The organism is Bacteroides sp. 1001136B_160425_E2, from assembly GCF_015559655.1.
Classification (GTDB): Bacteria; Bacteroidota; Bacteroidia; order Bacteroidales; family Bacteroidaceae; genus Bacteroides; species Bacteroides luhongzhouii.
On record NZ_JADMQH010000005.1, the window covers coordinates 275,258 to 290,367 of the forward strand.

Genomic DNA, 15,110 nt, shown 5'->3' on the forward strand with positions numbered 1-15,110 from the left:
ACAGTGTCTTTTATCTATAAGACGAGGAAGGGATAAAAAAAGACTATATAAAATGATTTTTTTTTCGAGTTTTCTGTTTCTTTTCGCATTTTACTCAAAGATTGGACGATATGATTCTTCACCGTATTCGGACTGATTCCCATCTGTTCCGCTACTTCTTTATAGTTTTTTCCTTCGACTAAACATGCATAAACCACTTCTCGGGCTTGTTTGGGGAGTGCATTAAGGCGTTTGAAGGCTTCATCCAATAATTCCTGGTATTGTGTATAGTAATCAATATCTTCTTCTGTAAATGCAAACTTTAAATATTGTATGTATTTATCTTCCACATCATAATGGCGAAGATGATCAATGCAGTGGTTACGTACGAGCGTATAAAGAAGAGAAAGGTATAATGTTGAGTTGGAAAAACGATCGAAGTTTTCCCAAAAAAATAGAAATACGTCATTTACTATATCTTTCGCAGTCTCTTCATCTTTCATAAAACTGAGAGCATGCTGATATAATTGCTGATAATGTTTCTCAAATAACATTTTGAATGTTTTCTCTTTTTCTATATCCATTCTGCTATTATGAATGCACCTTTAATTATTGCAAAATAAAGAAATTATTTCTATTTATGTGTAAGGTAATCACATCAAATTTTGAATAATCTTTTGAGATGCTTCATATTATCAACAACACTAGATAGGATAGACTGCATGGACTTCGAGAGATTTGACTGGTTATTCATAAATATCTGTATATAAATATTGTTTTTAGGATTAAATTCCAACAACTTATCCCTACATTTGTTGGACAAAAGGTACGGTGAGGAGTTATAAAGCTGTTTGAATCTATTATATATTTCATAATCTTGGATAAAAAAAGAGGAATTCAAGATTTTGTGAAATGTATCGCCTTTCAAACCCGTCAGACGATAAGCATCCATGTGAAGCAACATATTCCTATTTAACGCATTATTTACATGACTTAGAAAAGTGCAACTACTTTTTTTGATCGCAGAAGGATAAAAATTACCGCCCTGATTATTATCTCTTTTTATTTTCGGTTCATTTTTCCAAATATTATATAATTGAAAAGATACTAAAGATGACGACAAAGTCAATCTGTCCAAAATCCATTCTACGAAGATATTCAGAAAGTCACTCTTGACGTTCCTTCATCTCGATTATAATATCGTAAACATTGATGTTATGGGCTCTGTTTTCTTTTTTACCCAAAAAGGTATGGGAAAAGTTTCTTGATTTTTTTAACATATATCCCAGTGGTGCATAAAATTTACGAGTAAACTATTCTATATTTTTAAAAGTGGGAAGCTTCGTTACATCTAACCATTGCTGAAACTTAGGATTTTCCAAAACATATTCATCTACAGTTTTTCCCATTCGTTCAACTGCCCAAACAAGATACTAAATGGTGCGCATAAGCTTCAAATAACATAAAACAATTTCCAAGTTGTTCCGAAATCAAATCCAATATAACATAGTTCAACAAAAGCTCAATTACATTTCTGTCAGAAGCCAATGTTAAACAATAAAAATAGCCTCAACTTACTATAAATTGAGGCTATCGAAATATCATTAAAAAAATCTCTTTATTCCCATTCTATAGTCGCGTTAGGTTTCGGTGACATATCATAGCAAACGCGATTTACATTCTTCACTTCTTTCAGGATACGGTCTGTTATCTTCATCAGGATAGGCCATTCTATCGGTTCGATAGTAGCCGTCATAGCATCTACCGTGTTGACAGCGCGAATAATCACCGGCCAATCAAAAGAACGGGCATTATCACGTACACCAACAGATTTAAAATCGGGTACTACTGTAAAGTATTGCCATACCTTTTTATCCAATCCGGCAATCTGAAACTCTTCACGCAAAATAGCATCGGACTCACGTACAGCCTCCAAACGGTCACGCGTAATAGCACCTAAACAACGTACGCCCAAACCTGGACCAGGGAAAGGTTGACGGTAAACCATCTCATAAGGCAATCCCAACTCCAAGCCACAAGCACGAACTTCATCTTTAAATAATTGGCGCAATGGCTCCACAAGCTCGAACTTAAGGTCTTCAGGCAGACCACCTACGTTATGGTGAGACTTCACCATTTTAGCTGTTTTCGTTCCACTTTCCACAATATCCGGATAAATAGTACCTTGACCCAAGAAGTCAATACCATTCAGCTTACGTGCTTCTTCTTCGAACACACGAATAAACTCACCACCAATAATTTTACGTTTCTGTTCCGGATCTTCCACACCTGCCAGTTTATTCAGGAAACGATCGGTTACATCTACATAAATAAGATTTGCTTTCAACTGGTTGCTGAATACCTCAACCACATCTTCAGACTCTCCCTTACGCATCAAACCATGATTAACATGTACGCAAACCAGATTGTTACCAATTGCCTTCAGAAGTAAAGCTGCTACCACAGAACTGTCAACTCCGCCCGACAAAGCCAGCAAAACTTTCTTATCACCTACTTGACGCCTAATCAACTCAATCTGGTCATAAACAAAATTCTTCATGTTCCAGTTAGCTTCAGCTTTGCAAGCATCGAAAACAAATGATTTCACTGCTGCCTTTATAGCCTCAATATCATCTGTAAATTCTGCCAACTTCACTTCACAAGTTGCTTTATCGTGACCTGCAGCCATGACGGGAATCCCCAAAGTATAGATAGCCGGATTTACATCAATGGCAACGCCATCAATTACATTATTCGGTCCACCATTGATAATAATACCCTTTACATTGGGCAATGCTTTCAGTTCTTCCACTGTGATATCGTGAGGATAAATCTCACTATAAACTCCTAATGCACGGATGGCGCGAGCCAATACCGTATTCTCATGACTACCCAAGTCAAGGATAACAATCATATCCTGCTTCATCTGATTTTGGTTGTTTTTTAAGTTATTGTATTGTTTATTATTCACTATCGTTTCCAAACGGTCTGCAAATATAAAGATTTTTAGAGAGACTATAATACATTGATTCTCTAAAGTTTCAGAACAGAGTCACGTTTTTTTGCTGTTACATTATTCCAAAGAAAAAAATGAAGTTATACAGACAAGCAAAAAGAAAAAAGAAGCATTCACAAACACTATAGAGTTTGAAAGGCTTCTTTTATCCTAGATATTTTATACATTTGCTGCATAAAACATAATATTTCACCATGAACGAAGAGAAAAGTTCCTTTATAAAAGGTATAAATGAGCAACGCCCAACCGCTTATCATCAGCTTTATAATGAATATTATAAAGCATTGGTGTTGTATGCCATCAACTTTCTCTCTTCCCAACAAGCTGCCGAAGATATTGTACAGGATCTTTTTGCGACTATGTGGGAAAAGAAAATGAGATTCTTATCATTACCTTCTTTCCGGACTTATCTTTATAATTCTATACGAAACGCCTCTCTTAATTATTTAAAACATCAGAATGTAGAATCTCTCTATCTTGAACGCTTGGCAAGCACTTATCGAGAAATCACAGAAGAAGAAGATACCAATGAAGAAGAAGTATACCGGCTACTATTTCGTGCTATCGATAAATTGCCAACACGCTGCCGGGAAATATTCTTATTGCATATGGATGGAAAAAAGAATGAAGAAATAGCTACTGCACTAGGAATTTCGATTGAAACAGTAAAAACACAAAAGAAAAGAGCTATACAATCTATCAAAGAACAGATGGGCACATGCTATTTTTTGCTCCCCTTATGTGACATTTTGTATAGTTCCAAGTTTTTTTCGTAACCAAAATAATCTTTTTTAGAAAGTTTGTACCTCTTTTTAATCTTCATGTTGTCTTATTAACAAATGATAAGACAATAGATATATGAAAATAAAATCTGGTACAGAAGAATTAATAGCCAAATATCTCTTCGGTGATATTACAGAGCACGAGAAAAAACAACTTGACAATTGGATCAAGACCTCTCCACAACACGAAGAGTTTTTCAATCGTTTACGAACAAGCGCATCATTTCGTAAGCGCTACGAGGCATATACACAGATTAACTCACATCAGGCATGGAAACATTTCAAAAAGAAATATTGCCAAGTATCAGTCACATCAATTCTCTTGAAATATGCAGCTATTTTAATATTACCTATAATAATAGCAGGAGGATGGTACTTTTATATTGCTTCCGAAAAACAAATATCTGACAATCTAGCCTTAGGAGATGCCATACAGCCAGGAATTCCTAAAGCTACATTAATTTTAGCCGGGAATGACAAACAATCGCTTACTCCAACATATCCAACACCAGTTAAAGTTAATCATTCCACAACTGCTATAGCTCAAAATGGTGCGCTCATCTATCCATCAACACCCAATATAAATATAGATATATCTCAAAAACAGCAGCCTGAAATAGTAGAAAAAAACACATTAACAACTGAACAGGGAAACGAATTCAGAGTAACCTTTGAAGATGGAACAACCGTACACCTCAATTATAATACAGAAATACGGTATCCTGTAAAGTTTAGTAAGACTAAACGCACGGTTTATCTAAAAGGGGAAGCCTATTTTAAAATAGCCAAAGATGCTCGTCCTTTCTATGTTATCACTGACCAAGGAACAATCAAACAGTATGGTACAGAATTTAATGTTAATACATTCACCTCTGGACGAACAGAAGTCGCATTAGTGAAAGGGAGTATCAGTATTATTCCTCAAGGAAGTACACAGGAACAACTCATAGAGCCGGGCCAATTGGCACACATTGAACAGAAAGGTAACAATATATCTATATATAATGTAGACCTCACTCCCTACATAGCATGGAATGAAGGACGACTTATTTTCGAAAATCGTACTTTAGAAAATATTGTCGAAATTCTAGAACATTGGTATAATGTTAATATTTCCTTTGGCACTTCCGAGCTTAAACAACTGCGATTTACTGGTAATATGGATCGTTATGCCACAATCAGCCCGATATTAAAAGCAATAGCACGTACTACGAATTTACAAATAAAAATAGAAGGAAGAGAGATTTTAATCACAGACAATTAATTACTAATTAAACAAGAAGAAAGAATGAGAAAGACAAAAAGTAGAGAAAGAATCCGAATACTTTCTCTGGTAGTAGTATTATTACTATTACCCACAATGATGTTTGCCATTCCAGAAAGTGGCAAAAAAGTAACTTTAAATCTGGAATCTGTCACTGTCAAAGATTTTTTCGATGCTTTAAGACAACAAACCGGATTAAGCTTTGTCTACAATACAGAACAGACAAAGTCACTGAAACCCATCACTATCCATGTAAAAGATGAAACTGTGGATAACGTACTACGTACCGTACTCAATGGCACGGGTCTCACTTACAGCATGGAAAGAGATATTGTCACTATCTCTAAAGTGGAACAACAAGGAAGCAAACGTATCGCAACAGGTATCGTTTCGGATGAAGAAGGATATCCTTTGCCCGGTGTTAATGTTGTGATTAGTGATCTTCAACGCTTTGCCATAACAGATAATAATGGTAAATATAATATAGAGATTCCAGCTAATACTGCATGTACTATCACCTTTTCATATATCGGAATGTCTACTCAGCAAGTAATGATTAATAGTGGTCGGAATGATGTACGAAAAAATATTACTCTAAAAAGTGATACTAAATTAGATGAAGTTATCGTTACTGGAATTTATACTCGTAAAGCGGAAAGTTTTACTGGAGCAGCAACTACTATTTCGAGCAAAGATCTGATGCGTGTCGGAAATCAGAATGTGTTCCAGAGTTTGAAAAATCTGGATCCTACAATATACATTGCAGATAATTTTGATATGGGCTCCAATCCCAATAGTGTTCCGGATATGTCAATGCGTGGAACTTCCAGTTTTCCAACAACAGAAAGCAGTTCTTTGCGCAGCAACTATCAAAATCAACCCAATCAACCTTTATTCATTCTTGATGGTTTTGAAACAACTGCTGAGACAATAATGGACATGGACATGAACCGAATTGAAAGCATTACAATTTTAAAAGACGCCTCAGCAAAAGCTCTCTACGGTTCTAAAGCAGCCAATGGTGTAATTGTTATTGAAACAAAACGTTTAACCGGAAATCAACAGCGTATTACGTATAATGGTAGTATTTCTTTGGAAATGCCGGATTTAACCAGTTATGACCTTTGTAATGCATTTGAAAAATTGGAAGCAGAACGTTTAGACGGAGTATATACAAGTAGTAGCGCCAATACACAAATCCAATTAGATCAATTATATAATGGACGACGAAAACTTGCATTAGAAGGATTAGATACCTACTGGTTATCCAAGCCACTTCACACTGGCATAGGACATAAACATAACCTAAATATAGAATTAGGCGATTCCCAAAATTTACGTGCAATCTTAGACCTTACTTATAATCAGATTACTGGGGTTATGAAGGGATCTGACCGCCGCAATATATCGGGTGATATAAATTTATCATACAGACATAACAAACTATTACTAAAGAATATCCTATCAATCATATCTAACAAAAGTAATGAGTCCCCTTGTGGAGAATTTAGCGAATATTCCAGAATGAATCCATATTGGCAAGCAACTGATGAAAATGGGAATATAGTTCAATGGGTAGAACAAATTGGCTCAACATCAAGCAAAGTAGCTAACCCTATGTATAATTCTATTATCGGAACCAGCTTTACTTCCAGTTATTTACAATTCACCAATAATTTTTATGCAGAATGGCAAGTTGATAAAAATTGGAAAGCAACAGCACGTATAGGAGTCTCTGAAAAACGAAATGATATGGATGATTTCTATCCCGCCTCACATTCCATTTTTGCAAATGTTAATGATATACTTAAGCGTGGTAAATATATTATGGAAAATGGTAAATCCAGTTCTATTTCCGGAGACTTGAATATAAACTATAATAATCAATTTGGTAAACATACTATCTTTGGAAATGCCGGTGCATTTATCTCCGGAGAAAAATCATCGGCATATCGACACACGGCAGAAGGTTTCCCCAATAATCAGAAGGCAGATATTTCATTCGCAAAACAATATGCAGAAAACAGTACCCCTACTGGTTATTCCACAATTAACCGTGAAGCCAGCTTCCTATTAGCCGCTTCGTATGATTATGACAATCGTTATTTAGCCGATGCAACTGTGCGGGAAAGTGCATCTTCCTTATACGGTTCAGATAACCGTTGGGCCAATAGCTGGTCTTTTGGTATTGGATGGAACCTGCACAATGAAGCCATCTTGAAAGGTGTTGGATGGATTAAACAGTTAAAACTTCGGGCCTCGATTGGTTTGACTGGAAATCAAAACTTTGATACCAACGCAGCAATTGCTACATATAATTATTACACAGGCGTCGTATATGGAGGCTTAGCTGGCAAATTTACAGGAGCTTATTTAGCTTCCATGCCTAACTCCAAATTAAAATGGGAACAGAAAAAGGATCATAATATAGGAATTGATATGAGAGTTGCCGGATTATCCCTTTCTGTTGACTATTACTCAGCAGATACCAAGAATATGTTAACCGATGTAACAATCCCAACTTCTACAGGGTTCGCAATAGTAAAAGATAATTTAGGATTGGTACGTAATTCTGGAGTTGAAGCTAAAGCTAATTATACAATATGGCAAGGAAAAGAAGGTTTTGTAAATGTATATGGAACATTTGCCTATAACCGAAATAAAATAATTCGTTTGTCAGAGAGTATGCGGGCTTACAATGAAAAAATGATGAAACAAGCAGAAGATAATAATACCTCTGCACCTGTATTAATGTATCAAGACGGATTATCTATGAAAACAATATGGGCAGTCCCTTCAGCCGGTATTGATCCGCAAACCGGACAAGAAATATACATTAAAAAAGATGGTACCTACACTTATACTTATTCAGCCAATGATATGGTCGCTGCTGGTAACTCCGATCCTAAGTATCGTGGTACAGGCGGTTTCACAGCCGAGTATAAAGGTATCGGATTAAGCGCTACTATAAGTTATCTTGCTGGCTGTCAAATGTATAATTCAACCCTCGTCAGTCGGGTGGAAAATGCAAATATTGCTTACAATGTGGATCGCCGATTGCTAATTGGTCGTTGGACTACTCCCGGACAAGTAACACCATACAAGAAATTTAATTCTGAAACAACCACACGTGCTACCACTCGCTTTGTACAGGATCGGCGTGAATTATCACTCTCTTCCATCAGTGCATATTATGAGTTTCCCAGTTCCATTTATAGGAAATTAAGTATGCAACGCCTGCGTTTATCATTCTATTTAAATGATATTGCAACGTTCTCTTCTATAAAAATAGAACGAGGTTTAAATTATCCTTTCGCAAGAAATATGTCGTTCTCATTAACAGCCACTCTCTAAATTTTATAAAGATGAAAAAATACATATTAATCCTATTAACGTCCGTAGTAACATTATCCTCTTGCAGCGACTGGTTCGATGTTACTTCAGGGTCTGAAATTCGAGAAAAAGATCATTATAGCACTCTAGCCGGATTCCAACAATCTTTAATAGGTTGTTATATTAGCATGACAGACAATACCCTTTATGGTAAAGAATTATCCTGGTATGCAATTGAAATATTAGGTCATCAATTTAATCCTGTGACTTCCAATTCAAGTAATAGTAGAGAAATGCAAGAATATGAAAAATTCAATTACAACCACACACAAATATTCTCGGAAATCGAAAATATCTGGGCTAAAGCATATTCTGTAATAGCCAATGCCAATGAAGCATTAACTAATATGGAAGGACAGGAGTCAAGTCTGAACGAAGTCTATTATCATGTTATCAAAGGAGAACTTCTTGCCATTCGTGCATATATGCATTTTGATCTGTTGCGCCTATATGGATATGGTGATTGGAAAAACCGTTCCGCAGAACTAAATTCTAAAAAAACGATTCCATATGTAACAACTTTATCGTCGATCCCAACTCCTCAACGCACAGGAAAGGAGACACTTCAAATGATTATCAACGATTTGGAAGCCGCAGAAAAATTATTAAAGGAATACGACCCGATCACAAAAAAACATCCGGCTTCTTATTACACAAGTATAGATGCAGATGGTTTCTTCAAAGATAGAACTTTACGACTCAATTATTATGCAGTCAAAGCACTGGAAGCACGTGTATATTTATGGGAAGGCAGTAAAGAAAGCATAGACAAAGCTTTAAATGCTACTGAAGAGATAATCACAGCTATCGGTGATAATGGAATTGTTATGGACGATATGTACACTTACTCCTACCTGTTACCAGAAATTTCTCAATCTAACCGTTCTCTAGCATCCGAAGCTTTATTTAGCCTAAATGTTTCAGACGTTACGTCCAACATTACCTCATATATAATACCCAACTTCGTCAACACAGACTATACAGCTATGTATATATCTCCAACAGATGTTGAAAATATATATGAAGGCATAAATTCAGATGTTCGTTTCACACAAATGTTAGATCAAACCCAAAGTGATTCCAGAGGATATGTCCCTATGAAAATTCATCAAGCAAGTTTAGACGGATTCAATAAGAACCGCTTGTCTCTAATACGCTTGCCTGAAATATTCTATATTGCTGCAGAATGCTATGCAACAAGTGCAACCCCAAATATTGACATGGCATTACAAAGGCTAAATAAGATTCGCGAAAACAGAGGTATCAGCACCCCTCTTGAGAATCTAAATGCAGATCAAATCATAAAAGAAATACAAAAAGAATATCACAAAGAATTCATTTCCGAAGGTGTCATGTTCTATTACTATAAGCGAACAGGGTGTAAATCCATTCCTAATTATAGTGAAGAGATGACAGATACGCAATATTTATTACCTTATCCTACCTTCGAAATACAATCCGGTCGTGTACAATAAACAATATTAATATGAAAAAAATAGTTATAAAATCAATCTTAGCGATAAGCTGTTTCTCTTTATGCCTCATTAGTTGCGGCAAGGAAGAAATACCATATTTTGACAGTCAATATAATGCTGTCAGATTCAATTCTACGAATGAGTACGATGCAGAAACCGACATATTTAAAGGGAATTATTCTTTTCTGGAGAATCCCTTTGATGAATATGGTGAATATGAACTGCCTTTAGTTTTGGTCGGAAATGTATCGGCAGAAGACCGTACTGTGAATTATGTAATCAATGTGGAGGAAACCACTGCCCCCGAAAACAGTTATGAAATAACTGCTGCAGTGATTCCCGCAAATAGTTTAAAAGGAACAATAAAAATAAGGCTGTTTAATACTGATGAAATACAAAATGGAGCATCATATAAACTTTATATCCAGCTAAAGGAGTCATCAACTCTAGGGTTAGGCCCTAAAGAATATATCACAGCAACAGTAAGTTGGAACAACAATATCATTGCCCCTCCGGCGACTGAACGATATGTATGGATGACATATAATTCACTAATAAAATCATCCCTAGCTCCAACCTCTTATTCTACAACGGCTTATAGTTCTAATGCTTTAAAAACAATTGTAACAGCTTTAGACTGGGATGATTGGGACGATATGACTGCGCATCCTGACCAACCACAGAGACCAACATATTTTACATATAAATATCTCGCCAATTATAGATTATTCGTAACAGACAAATCATATGAAGCTTATGCTGCAAAATTAGCGGATTATCTAAAAAAGTATCAGAAAGAACATCCCGATACCCCCCTAGTTCATAACGAAGGTAATTTGAAAGGACAAATTATAGAAGCCAGAACATATTAATTTATATAATTCTATAAAATTATGAAGAAAAATAATATAACTCAATTAATAATATTACTGCTGCCTAATATTCTCTGGTTTACTTCTTGTTATGAGGATAAAAGTTCATTTGTAACAAACCTTATTCCAGAAGTACAAATTAGTATAAACGATAAAAATCAAGAAAATTCAATATACGTAGGTTATCAATCTCCTGTCGATATTGTACCATCTATTACCCAAGATGGTTTTGATGGTTCTAATTTGCGCTATGAATGGGCTGTAACCGAGGAACCCTCAACTAATAATCCTGTTTATGAAATTATTGGTACAGAAAAAGACTTTCATGGTATTATAAATCGTCCTATATCAAATGGAGCCTATACGTTAAAATTGACTGTAACAGATGTAGCAAATGATAACTTACAATATATTTATTCTTGGGAATTATATGTACAAAGTAGCTTCCTAGACGGATTGTTGATCGCAGATAGTGAAAACGGAACAACAACAGATTTTACTTTGATTAACAATTCTCAAATAACAAATCAATATACAAAAGAAGAAAGAATATTCCGTCACATACTAGAAACTGCTAATGGAGCAGCATATGATGAATTATTGACTTCATTAACCTATGAGGTGATGGGGAACACAGCAATACTTGGTAGTTCTCACTTAAATCAGATTTGGGCTATTTCTTCCACAGGAAAAAGCATTCGTTTCAACTGTAAGGACTATTCAATAAACGGGACATGGGAAGATGAAAAAATATTTTTATATTGCCCCACCGATTTTCAAGTAAAATCTTATATTCGTTCTTCACAACTTTTCATCGCTTATACAAATAATGGACTATATTCATTCTTAAACGTAGCAGGTAACAAATTCTCTATGCCTAATTCTGTTTTTAATGGATTTGAAATCAATAACAATGTATATGCAGCAAATTCTTCATATAGTATTGGAGACAACCATTTAGTATGGTTAGATAAACCCAAAGGTGCCTTTTATTCCTTAAATGGCACGAGTTATAACACATGTACTCCGTATATCTCAAATCCGGATTTCGATCCTAATGACATGGGAAGTCAAACAGCTATTGCCGCAACAAGTTCTCAAGATGGCTCATTGGCCACTTTCTTACTTAAAGACGATAATAGTGGAAATTATGCTATTTACACTTTAAGCCAATATAAAGCAGAAGAAGGACATTATGAAGATCCTGATAATTGGGAGGGATGGATTGTGACTTCACCAGAACAACCAGCAGCTGCAAAAAACAAATATATTATTCCAGCGACAGGAAAAACCTTACTAGACAAAGCTGTATCTATTTTCTTCGGACATACAAATAATGTATTATATGTAGTAACAGATGCAGCTATATACTCATTTACTTACGGTATGGGAAATGAAGTATCTGTCTCCACCACCTCACAGTTTACCCCCAGTAACGGAGAAAAAATTACAAAAGCCAAGTTATATCAACAAGGGCAATATACCAATCAAATTAATGTAATGACTGGTAATCCACCAACTATTGCCCCAAATGCATGGAATAACAAAGCCCTCATTATTGTGACCCAATCCGCAGAATTTAACGGAAAAGTCTCAATTGTTCCGATGAAACAGGCCGGTGCAGGAACCTTGGATATTTCTAAAGCCCTAATCTATGATGGTTTTGGTAAAATCCTGGATGTAACAACAACCGGATATTAATCTAATTTCATAAAAATACATTAAAGAACTGATATGAGAAAGAAAATCCTCTTACTTGCAGCAATGGTGGTAGCTTCGTCTACCACCATTGACGCACAGCGTAAATTTCCATTCTTCTGGAAAAAAAAGAAGGCAAAAACAGAACAAACAACTCCTGCTAAAAAAGAAAGTGAATATGACAAACTATTCAAGAAAAAGCATGAAATAGCCAAAGGACTGATTACTCTCCATCTGCTGGATGGAAAAGTATATTTTGAACTTCCTGTGAATTTAATCAATAAAGATATGCTTATTGGTTCCACTGTCACCAGTATCTCTGATAATGGCAATGCAGTAGTCGGTTCTAAACCGACCGATCTTCTTCACGTAGTATTCACACGCAATAAAACACATGTACAGTTACGTCAGGTAAACACTGACTATATTACTGGTAACACACAAATTGATGAAGCTTTACGCAAAAGTACACTGGGAGCAATTTTAAGCAACCAAAAGATTCAAGCATACAATAATGACTCTACTGCTATCGTTTTTGATATGAGCAGCGTCTTCCTGGGCGACAATAAAAAGATGAGTCCCTTCGACAAAAATTCTATTTATGGAATGTACAATCGTACAGAGAATTATCAATCCGACTGCTCGTACATTTCACAAATCAAGGCTTTCAAAGATAATGTTTCTATTAAAAGCTGTCTGTCATATACATTCTCTGTCAGCAATTCACAAGGAACATCACTCATAAAAGACCGTCCATTCACCGCAGAAATGACACGTTCCATCATGCTGTTAAAAGAAAAGCCTTATCGTCCACGTATGGCAGATTACCGGATCGGTGTATTTTTTACCGGACGCGAACAACTAGGCGAAGGAGCTAAAACGACCGCACCCGTTTACTATGCCAATCGATGGGATATACAACCGTCCGACACCGCCGCCTACTTACGTGGAGAGAAAGTGAAACCCACTAAACAGATTGTCTTCTACATCGATAATACTTTCCCGGAAAAATGGAAACCATATCTGCGGGAAGGAGTCACCCAATGGAATGAATTATTTGAACAGATTGGATTCAAAGATGTTGTAGCAGCCAAAGATTTCCCGACAGATGATCCGGAATTCGATCCCGACAATATCAAATATTCATGTGTCCGCTATGCTCCATCAAGCATTGAAAATGCAATGGGACCATCATGGGTAGACCCACGAAGCGGAGAAATCCTGAATGCCTCCGTATATTTATATCACAATGTCATCAAACTTATCAGCAACTGGTTGTTCGTGCAAACAGCACAAGCCGATAAAGATGTACGCACAGTCAATATTCCGGATGAAATGGTTGGAGATGCGTTGCGCTATGTACTTTCACATGAAATCGGGCACTGTTTAGGATTTATGCATAACATGGGAGCTTCTTCCACCTTCCCGGTAGATTCTTTACGTTCACCGGAATTCACGCAGAAGTATGGTACCACTCCTTCCATCATGGACTATGCCCGCTTCAACTATGTAGCACAACCTGGCGATAAAGAACGTGGCGTTAAATTGACTCCTCCCCGCTTTGGTGAATACGACAAATACCTCATTAAATGGACGTATACTCCGGTATTCAATGTTAATTCTGCAGAGGAAGAAGCAATTATAACAGGCAAATGGATCAGTGATGCCATTAAAGAAAATCCTGTGTACCGATATGGAAAACAACAAGTATATGGAGTTGTTGATCCCCGTTCACAAACGGAAGATATTGGTGACAACTCTGTGAAAGCAACTCGATATGGCATCAAGAACCTTAAGTATATCATGAATAATCTGGAAAGTTGGATTTCTGAAGGTGACGATACATACGAATACCGTGAAGATTTATTTATTGGTATCGTAGAACAACTTGCAATGTATGTTACCCATGTAGCAGGCAATGTAGGCGGTTATTTTGTCAACGAAGTTAAGGAAGGAGACACAATGCCACGTTTTGCACAGATTCCGAAGGCACAACAAAAAGAAGCCCTGAATTACCTATTCGAGATTTATAACGATCTGGATTGGCTTGACAACAAAAACTTGTTAACTAAATTCCCGGTTTCCGGTTCCCCTAAACAAACTATTCAAAACTTCATGTTGAGATATATACTGCCTGTACCTTTCCAGGTATCACAATACGAAGGATTAGAAAAAGATTCATTTACTGCTGCCGAGGCTTTCAACATGATATACAATTTTGTATGGAAACCGACCATTTCCGGACGTACATTAACAGAATCCCAAATGAATCTCCAGAAACAATATATATACATGATGATGCAAACTGCCGGCTTCACAATCAAAGGAGCCGGGAAAGCATTGACCGGAGAAAAACCACTTGACATCAATCACCGCCAGTTCGGATACACTTGTTGTCAGGGACATGCTATCAAAGAGGATGTTATACACAACCCTGTAGCAGGTTTTGAATGGAGACCGTTGAATCGTTTTTCTATGACAGCCAAAGTTACCCAGGCAGATGTATACGCATATATAGCTAAAGCGAAACAACTGATGAAGCAGAAGGCAGCCGGTGCATCAGGGAAAACTAAAGCTCACTATGAATTATTATTAAAGATGCTCGACATCAACTTAAAATAAAGGAGGGAC

9 protein-coding genes are annotated in these 15,110 nt (G+C 36.4%); 7 read left to right on the forward strand and 2 right to left on the reverse strand.

All coding sequences use genetic code 11. The annotated features are described in order from the left end of the window. Window positions 1-14 precede the first annotated feature (14 nt). Window positions 15-563, reverse strand: coding sequence for an RNA polymerase sigma-70 factor (locus I2I04_RS07120; protein ID WP_143260028.1), 549 nt, complete (start codon window positions 561-563; stop codon window positions 15-17). Window positions 564-1,597: 1,034 nt separating this feature from the next. Next, window positions 1,598-2,905: a glutamine-hydrolyzing GMP synthase gene (gene guaA, locus I2I04_RS07125; protein WP_195472578.1), complete on the reverse strand. Its 1,308-nt coding sequence runs from the start codon at window positions 2,903-2,905 to the stop codon at window positions 1,598-1,600. A gap of 284 nt (window positions 2,906-3,189) precedes the next feature. On the opposite strand from guaA, the gene I2I04_RS07130 reads away from it, so the two are divergent. The 7 genes from I2I04_RS07130 to I2I04_RS07160 all read left to right on the forward strand — a co-directional run bounded on the left by I2I04_RS07130 (window position 3,190) and on the right by I2I04_RS07160 (window position 15,101). Then, window positions 3,190-3,771 carry an RNA polymerase sigma-70 factor gene (locus I2I04_RS07130; protein WP_117684968.1) on the forward strand — a complete coding sequence of 194 codons (582 nt, stop codon included), beginning with the start codon at window positions 3,190-3,192 and terminating at the stop codon, window positions 3,769-3,771. An 82-nt stretch (window positions 3,772-3,853) separates the two neighbouring features. After that, the gene (locus I2I04_RS07135; RefSeq protein ID WP_195472577.1) at window positions 3,854-5,041 is read left to right on the forward strand and encodes a FecR family protein; all 1,188 of its coding nucleotides are present in this window, start codon (window positions 3,854-3,856) and stop codon (window positions 5,039-5,041) included. Window positions 5,042-5,065: 24 nt separating this feature from the next. Next, the gene (locus tag I2I04_RS07140; RefSeq protein ID WP_195654673.1) at window positions 5,066-8,395 is read left to right on the forward strand and encodes a SusC/RagA family TonB-linked outer membrane protein; all 3,330 of its coding nucleotides are present in this window, start codon (window positions 5,066-5,068) and stop codon (window positions 8,393-8,395) included. Window positions 8,396-8,406: 11 nt separating this feature from the next. Beyond that, window positions 8,407-9,909, forward strand: a complete 1,503-nt coding sequence (locus I2I04_RS07145; RefSeq protein ID WP_195654674.1) for a RagB/SusD family nutrient uptake outer membrane protein — start codon at window positions 8,407-8,409, stop codon at window positions 9,907-9,909. An 11-nt stretch (window positions 9,910-9,920) separates the two neighbouring features. Beyond that, on the forward strand, window positions 9,921-10,781 hold the full coding sequence (locus tag I2I04_RS07150) for a DUF4843 domain-containing protein (RefSeq protein WP_195472574.1): 861 nt from the start codon (window positions 9,921-9,923) through the stop codon (window positions 10,779-10,781). Between the two features lie 21 nt (window positions 10,782-10,802). After that, a complete protein-coding gene (locus I2I04_RS07155) occupies window positions 10,803-12,482 on the forward strand; it encodes a PKD-like family lipoprotein (protein ID WP_195654675.1) in 1,680 nt (559 codons plus the stop codon). Between the two features lie 33 nt (window positions 12,483-12,515). Next, window positions 12,516-15,101 carry a zinc-dependent metalloprotease gene (locus I2I04_RS07160; protein WP_195654676.1) on the forward strand — a complete coding sequence of 862 codons (2,586 nt, stop codon included), beginning with the start codon at window positions 12,516-12,518 and terminating at the stop codon, window positions 15,099-15,101. Window positions 15,102-15,110 lie beyond the last annotated feature (9 nt).

Coding starts and splice junctions, on each gene's coding strand:
- I2I04_RS07120 (WP_143260028.1), bottom strand. CDS start 563: ATGGATATAGAAAAAGAGAAAACATTCAAAATGTTATTTGAGAAACAT.
- guaA (WP_195472578.1), bottom strand. CDS start 2,905: ATGAAGCAGGATATGATTGTTATCCTTGACTTGGGTAGTCATGAGAAT.
- I2I04_RS07130 (WP_117684968.1), top strand. CDS start 3,190: ATGAACGAAGAGAAAAGTTCCTTTATAAAAGGTATAAATGAGCAACGC.
- I2I04_RS07135 (WP_195472577.1), top strand. CDS start 3,854: ATGAAAATAAAATCTGGTACAGAAGAATTAATAGCCAAATATCTCTTC.
- I2I04_RS07140 (WP_195654673.1), top strand. CDS start 5,066: ATGAGAAAGACAAAAAGTAGAGAAAGAATCCGAATACTTTCTCTGGTA.
- I2I04_RS07145 (WP_195654674.1), top strand. CDS start 8,407: ATGAAAAAATACATATTAATCCTATTAACGTCCGTAGTAACATTATCC.
- I2I04_RS07150 (WP_195472574.1), top strand. CDS start 9,921: ATGAAAAAAATAGTTATAAAATCAATCTTAGCGATAAGCTGTTTCTCT.
- I2I04_RS07155 (WP_195654675.1), top strand. CDS start 10,803: ATGAAGAAAAATAATATAACTCAATTAATAATATTACTGCTGCCTAAT.
- I2I04_RS07160 (WP_195654676.1), top strand. CDS start 12,516: ATGAGAAAGAAAATCCTCTTACTTGCAGCAATGGTGGTAGCTTCGTCT.